This window comes from Aeromicrobium sp., assembly GCF_025965075.1.
GTDB lineage: Bacteria > Actinomycetota > Actinomycetes > Propionibacteriales > Nocardioidaceae > Aeromicrobium.
This window is the reverse complement of sequence record NZ_JAOPXQ010000013.1, coordinates 1-6,011: the sequence shown is the minus strand read 5'-3', so window position 1 is coordinate 6,011 and position 6,011 is coordinate 1. Positions and strand designations below refer to the sequence as shown.

Below are 6,011 nucleotides of genomic sequence, written 5' to 3'. Positions count from 1 at the left end.
TCCCGGAGATCAGCGCCGGACCCCGGGTCGGCGTCTCGAAGGCCGCCGACGTGGCGTGGCGGTTCTGGGTCACCGGCGACCCGACGGTGTCGGCGTACCGCCGCAGCCCACGCGCCTGACCCGGGCGAGGCGACTACCCGCGGCCCGTCGCGCGGTAGCGACGTTCGGGGCGGCCCGCGTTGCCGTAGTTGAGGCGGACCGTCGCGGCGCCCTGGTCGACGAAGTGCTCGAGGTAGCGCCGGGCGCTGACCCGCGAGAGCCCCACCAGCTCGCCGCAGTCCGCCGCCGACAGCTCGCGCCCCTCGGCCAGCGCCTCCGCCACGAGCCGGGCGGACTCCGGGCTCAGGCCCTTGGGCAGGGCGGTCACCGCCGTGGGCGGTCCGCCGAACGCCCGGTCGATCGCGGCCTGGTCGGCGGTGCCCGCGGGCAACGTCGTGAGGGCCTCGCGGACCCGCTCCATCCGGGTCGCGAAGTCGGTGTACTCGAACGGCTTGACGAGGTACTGCAGCGCGCCGCCGTGCAACGCGGTCCGGACCGCCTCGGCGTCCCGCTCGGCGGTCACCATGACGACGCCGACCCGACTGCCGGTGGCGCGGAGCCGGTGCAACACCTCCAGCCCGCTCAGGTCCGGCAGATGGACGTCCAGCAGCAGCAGGTCAGGCGCGAGCTCGTCGACCATCGCGAGCGCCTCGGCCCCGGTGCGCGCCGTCCCGACGACGGTGAAGCCGGGCGTCCGCTCGACGAACTTGGCGTGGATCGCCGCGACCATGAAGTCGTCGTCGACCACGAGCACGCCGATCATGGGACCTCCTGGGGCAGCCGGACACGGAACACCGCGCCATTGTCCCGGTCGACCGTCACGCTGCCACCACGCTGGGTGCAGATCAGCCGCACCAACGGCAGCCCGATGCCGCGGCCGCCGGGCACGTCGGGCTTGGTCGAGGTGCCGCGGACGAAGACCGAGTCCACCATGTCGGCCGGGACCCCCGGCCCGTTGTCCCGCACCTCCAGCACGATCGCGGCGTCCACGACCGTGAGCTCGACCTCGACCACGGGAGCCGGGCCGCCCTTGCAGGCGTCGACCGCGTTGTCGACCAGGTTGCCGATGATCGTCGTCAGGTCCGCCGAGGTCGGCGTCGCCAGTGCGGGCAGCGCCGACCCCGGCGACAGGTCCAGCCGGACCCCCGCCTCCGCCGCGACGCTCGACTTGGCGATCACCAGGGCGGCGACGGCGGGGTCGGCGATCCGTTGGGTCACGGCGTCGGTGATCTCGGCGCGACGCCGGGTCAGCACGCCGACCAGCGAGGTCACCTCGTCGTACTCCCCGAGCTGGACCAGGCCGGAGATCGTGTGCAGCTGGTTCGCGAACTCGTGCGTCTGCGCCCGCAACGTGTCGGTGATCGACAGGTTGGAGCTGAGCTGGCTCTGCATCGACACGAGCTCGGTGCGGTCGCGCATCGTGGTGACCGTCCCGATGCCCTCGCCCCGGCTGGCCGCCGCCCGCTGGTTGAACACCACGACCCGGTCGCGCACCAGGAGCACGGCGTCCTGGGCGTCGCCGCCACCGCCGAGGACCTCGACGACCTGGCCGGGCAGCCCCAGCGTGTCCAGGCGACGGCCGACGACATCACGGCCGAGCCCCAGCAGCTCACGGGCGCTGTCGTTGACCATCGTCACCCGGTCGTCGGTGCCGACGGCGATGACCCCCTCGCGGATGCTGTGCAGCAGGGCCTCGCGGTGGTCCGCCAGCGTCGCGAACTCGTGCGGCTCCAGCCCCCGGGTGCGGCGCTTGACCAGGCGTGCCACGAGCCAGGACCCCGCCGCCCCCAACAGCGCCCCGACGCCCAGGAACAGCACGAGGTCCGGCGCGGCGTCGGTCAGCCGCTGCCACGTCGTCGGATAGCGCTGGTGCGCGAGCGACAGGCCGATCAGCTCGCCGTCGTCGGCGAGGATCGGGGCGTGCCCGGCGACAGCTCGCTTGCCGTCGTCGTCGACGACGTCCCCGATCCAGCCGCGGCCCTCGCGGACCCGGCTGTCGCCGAGGTCGATGCGTTCGCCCACGACCTGGGGGTCCGACGACGACAGGACCACGCCGTCGGGACCTGCGATCGTCACGTCCGTCGCCCCCGACAGGCTCAGCGCCCGGTCGATCGACGGTGCCAGGTCGCGGGCCGCGTCACGACTCGTGACCTGCTGGCGTACGACCGACAGGTTCGCGAGGTACTCCGCGACCGAGCGCATCTGCGCGCCGCGCTCGGCCGAGAACGTCGTCGTCGACTGCCGGACCGAGATCGCGCCCACGATGACCAGCACGACCGCGACGACCGCGAGCTGCATGATCAGGAACTGTCCCGCGAGCGTGAGCCGTTGCCGGCGTGGCGACCACAATGAACACAACCTCCTTTGTCTCCGCAATAGTGACCCAGCGCACAGTGGGGGGCGATGATCGGGTCGACCCAGGAGGTGCCATGACGTCCAAGACCAGTGTCCGCCGGACACTCGGAGTCGTCCTCGTGCTCGTGACCGCACTCGTGCTGTCGGCGTGCGGAGTGACGCGCGGAGGTGACGGTGAAGGCAACCGTCGCCTGCGGATGATGATTCCCAACAGCCCCGGCGGCGGGTACGACCTGACGGGTCGCGCCGCCGCGCACTCCCTCGAGGACGAGGAGCTCACCGGACGGTTCGAGATCACCAACGTCATCGGCGCCAGCGGCACTGTCGCGATGCAGCGCCTGCTCAACGAGAAGGGCGCGACCGACGTCGTCATGGCGATGGGCCTCGGCGTCGTCGGAGCCGTCTACACCAACGAGTCGTCCGCGCGGGTCTCCAAGGCGACCCCGATCGCCCGGTTGATCGAGGACCAGGAGGGACTGATCGTGCCCAAGAACTCGCGCTTCAAGACCGTCGACGACCTCGTCAAGGCGTGGAAGGCCGACCCCGACAGCGTGACGATCGGCGGCGGCTCCTCGCCCGGCGGACCGGACCACCTGTTCCCGATGCAGCTCGCCAAGACCGTCGGCATCGACCCCACCGACGTCAAGTACGTCGCGTACGACGGGGGAGGCCCGCTCACGACGGCGCTGCTGGGGGAGAAGATCGACGTCGGCACCTCCGGCCCCAGCGAGTTCGAGGGGCAGATCGCCGACGGCTCGCTCCGGGTGCTGGCCGTGTCCGGCGACGAGCGGCTCGAGAGCGTCGACGCACCGACGCTCAAGGAGAGCGGCGTGGACATGACGTTCGTCAACTGGCGCGGCATCCTCGCGCCCCCGGGGATATCCGAGGAGACCCGTGACGAGCTCACGCAGATCTTCATCGACATGCACGAGAGCGCGGAGTGGAAGAAGGCCGTCGCGCGCAACGACTGGATCGACTCGTTCGCCACCGGCGACGAGTTCGCGACCTTCCTCAAGAAGCAGGACGAGCGGGTCGAGTCGACCCTGAAGGAGCTGGGACTCGTATGACCACGGCATCCACCGAATCCGCGGAGGTGCCGGTGACGGCCCCGCGGGTCGTCGACCGGGCGCAGTACCTCCTCGCGGGGTTCCTGGCGGTCGCCGGCGCCTACGTCATCTACGACGCGTCGACGCTGCGCAAGGGATTCGCCGACCAGCCCGTCCAGCCCTACGCATTCCCGTACGTCGTCGGTGCGGCTCTCGTCGTGCTGGCGGTGCTGCTCGCGCTCGCCACGGCACGCGGGGACGTCGCCGAGGGTGAGGACGGCGAGGACATCGACCTCGAGCAGGGCAGCGACTGGCTGACGGTCGGCAAGCTCGTCGCGGTCTTCGCGCTCAACTTCGCGCTGATCGACTGGCTCGGCTGGGCCATCACCGGCGCGATCCTGTTCGCCGGCACGGCGCACGTGCTGGGCAGCCGGACGCTGATCAAGGACGTCGCGATCGGCGCCGCCCTGTCGGTCGGCACGTGGTACGGCTTCTACTCCGGCCTGGGTCTCGCGATCCCGGCCGGCATCCTGGACGGGGTGCTCTGATGGGATCGTTCGACCTCCTGATGCAGGGCTTCGAGAACGCCCTGACACCGACCAACCTGCTCTACGCCGTGATCGGCGTCCTGCTGGGCACCGCGGTCGGCGTGCTCCCGGGCATCGGACCGGCGATGACGCTGGCCCTGCTGCTGCCCATCACGTACAGCGTGTCCCCGGCCAGCGCGCTCATCATGTTCGCCGGGATCTACTACGGCGGGATGTACGGCGGGTCCACGACGTCGATCCTGCTCAACACACCGGGGGAGTCGTCCTCGGTCGTGACGGCGATCGAGGGCAACAAGATGGCCAAGAGGGGCCGCGCCGCCCAGGCGCTGGCCACCGCGGCGATCGGCTCGTTCGTCGCCGGCACGATCGGCACCGCCCTGCTGGTGCTGTTCGCGCCGACCGTCGCCGACCAGGTCGTCAAGCTCGGCAACCCGTCGAACTTCGCGCTGATGGTGCTCGCGCTGTTCGCGGTGACGGCCGTCCTCGGCAACTCCCGGCTGCGCGGGTTCATCGCGCTCTTCCTCGGGCTGACGATCGGCCTGATCGGCACCGACACGGGGCAGCCCCGCCTGACGTTCGGCAGCCCCCTGCTGGCCGACGGCATCGACATCGTCGTGGTCGCCGTCGCGATCTTCGCGATCGGCGAGGCCCTGTGGGTCGCGGCGCACCTGCGCCGTCGTCCGCTGGACATCATCCCGGTGGGACAGCCGTGGATGAGCCGCGAGGACTGGGGCCGCTCGTGGAAGCCGTGGCTGCGCGGCACGGCGCTGGGCTTCCCGTTCGGCGCACTGCCGGCCGGCGGCGCCGAGCTGCCGACCTTCATCTCGTACATCAGCGAGCGGAAGCTGTCGAAGAAGCCCGAGGAGTTCGGCCACGGCGCGATCGAGGGCGTGGCGGGGCCGGAGGCGGCCAACAACGCGTCGGCGGCCGGCACCCTGGTGCCGCTCCTGGCGATCGGCCTGCCGACGACGGCGACCGCTGCCGTCATGCTGCTGGCGTTCCAGAGCTATGGCATCGAGACCGGGCCGCAGCTGTTCGACAGCGAGCCGATCCTGGTCTGGACGCTGCTCGCGAGCCTGTTCATCGGCAACACCCTGCTGCTGGTCCTCAACCTGCCCCTCGCGCCGGTGTGGGCCAAGCTGCTGCAGATCCCGCGCCCGTACCTCTACGCCGGGATCCTGTTCTTCGCGTCGCTCGGCGCGTACAGCGTCAACTTCCAGTGGTTCGACCTGCTGATCCTGCTGGTCATCGGCCTGCTGGGGCTCGCGATGCGGCGCTTCGGCCTGCCGGTGCTGCCGCTCATCATCGGCGTGATCCTCGGCCCGAAGATGGAGTACCAGCTGACGCAGGCGCTCACGATCTCCTCGGGCGACATCAGCACGCTGTGGAGCGAGCCCGTCGCGGTCATCGTGTACGTCGTGATCGCCCTCGCGCTGGTCGCGATCATCGGACTCGGCCTGCGCAAGCCCGCGCCGGTCGTCGACAAGGAAGAGGTCAGCGCATGAGCGTGGTCGTGACGTACAGCCCGGACGAGTTCGGGCAGGCGGCGCTGTCCTACGGCGCCACCGAGGCCTCGCGGCGGGGGGAGCGGCTCCTGGTCGTCAACCCGACCAAGGGCGACGCCTATGTCGACCCCCGGTTCGCCCGGGAGGAGGAGATGGGGGCGCTGCAGGCGCAGCTCGCCCGGCTCGACGTCGAGACCGAGATCCGCCACGACGTCGTGCCCGACATCGCCGAGGCGGTGCTGGCGGTCGCGAAGGAGACCGGCGCCTCGTTGATCGTGGTCGGGATCCGCCCCCGCACGCCGGTCGGCAAGCTGCTGCTCGGCAGCGTCGCGCAGCGGCTGATCCTCGACGCGGCGTGCCCCGTCCTGGCGGTCAAGCCCGACGGGGCCGAGCCGCTCGTCTAGTCGGCGTCGTCGGCGACGGGGACCACGCACACGCCGTCCTCACACACGGGTGCGTCCTCGGCGCCGACGATCTCGAGCGGGCCGGTCACGAGCCGGCCGCGGCCTGCTGCAGGA

At 71.3% G+C, this 6,011-nt stretch carries 6 protein-coding genes; 4 read left to right on the top strand and 2 right to left on the bottom strand.

The genetic code is table 11. The features are described 5' to 3' along the window. Positions 1–133 precede the first annotated feature (133 nt). Both JWQ91_RS00790 and JWQ91_RS00785 read right to left on the bottom strand, forming a co-directional pair. Positions 134–802 carry a response regulator gene (locus JWQ91_RS00790; RefSeq protein WP_297779486.1) on the bottom strand — a complete coding sequence of 223 codons (669 nt, stop codon included), beginning with the start codon at positions 800–802 and terminating at the stop codon, positions 134–136. Beyond that, positions 799–2,388 carry an ATP-binding protein gene (locus tag JWQ91_RS00785; RefSeq protein ID WP_297779484.1) on the bottom strand — a complete coding sequence of 530 codons (1,590 nt, stop codon included), beginning with the start codon at positions 2,386–2,388 and terminating at the stop codon, positions 799–801. The genes JWQ91_RS00790 and JWQ91_RS00785 overlap by 4 nt, the downstream gene beginning before the upstream one ends. 80 nt (positions 2,389–2,468) lie before the next feature. Between JWQ91_RS00785 and JWQ91_RS00780 the strand changes: the two genes are divergently transcribed. The 4 genes from JWQ91_RS00780 to JWQ91_RS00765 are packed head-to-tail and all read left to right on the top strand — an operon-like array spanning position 2,469 to position 5,897. Beyond that, the gene (locus tag JWQ91_RS00780) at positions 2,469–3,461 is read left to right on the top strand and encodes a tripartite tricarboxylate transporter substrate-binding protein (RefSeq protein WP_297779481.1); all 993 of its coding nucleotides are present in this window, start codon (positions 2,469–2,471) and stop codon (positions 3,459–3,461) included. After that, positions 3,458–3,988 (top strand): tripartite tricarboxylate transporter TctB family protein, encoded by a 531-nt coding sequence (locus JWQ91_RS00775; protein WP_297779479.1) that lies wholly within the window; start codon positions 3,458–3,460, stop codon positions 3,986–3,988. The genes JWQ91_RS00780 and JWQ91_RS00775 overlap by 4 nt, the downstream gene beginning before the upstream one ends. Beyond that, entirely contained in the window at positions 3,988–5,493 is a 1,506-nt protein-coding gene (locus tag JWQ91_RS00770; protein WP_297779478.1) for a tripartite tricarboxylate transporter permease, read from the top strand. Before JWQ91_RS00775 ends, JWQ91_RS00770 begins: the two co-directional genes overlap by 1 nt. Continuing rightward, a complete protein-coding gene (locus JWQ91_RS00765) occupies positions 5,490–5,897 on the top strand; it encodes a universal stress protein (protein WP_297779475.1) in 408 nt (135 codons plus the stop codon). Before JWQ91_RS00770 ends, JWQ91_RS00765 begins: the two co-directional genes overlap by 4 nt. Positions 5,898–6,011 lie beyond the last annotated feature (114 nt).

Coding starts and splice junctions, on each gene's coding strand:
- JWQ91_RS00790 (WP_297779486.1), bottom strand. CDS start 802: ATGATCGGCGTGCTCGTGGTCGACGACGACTTCATGGTCGCGGCGATC.
- JWQ91_RS00780 (WP_297779481.1), top strand. CDS start 2,469: ATGACGTCCAAGACCAGTGTCCGCCGGACACTCGGAGTCGTCCTCGTG.
- JWQ91_RS00775 (WP_297779479.1), top strand. CDS start 3,458: ATGACCACGGCATCCACCGAATCCGCGGAGGTGCCGGTGACGGCCCCG.
- JWQ91_RS00770 (WP_297779478.1), top strand. CDS start 3,988: ATGGGATCGTTCGACCTCCTGATGCAGGGCTTCGAGAACGCCCTGACA.
- JWQ91_RS00765 (WP_297779475.1), top strand. CDS start 5,490: ATGAGCGTGGTCGTGACGTACAGCCCGGACGAGTTCGGGCAGGCGGCG.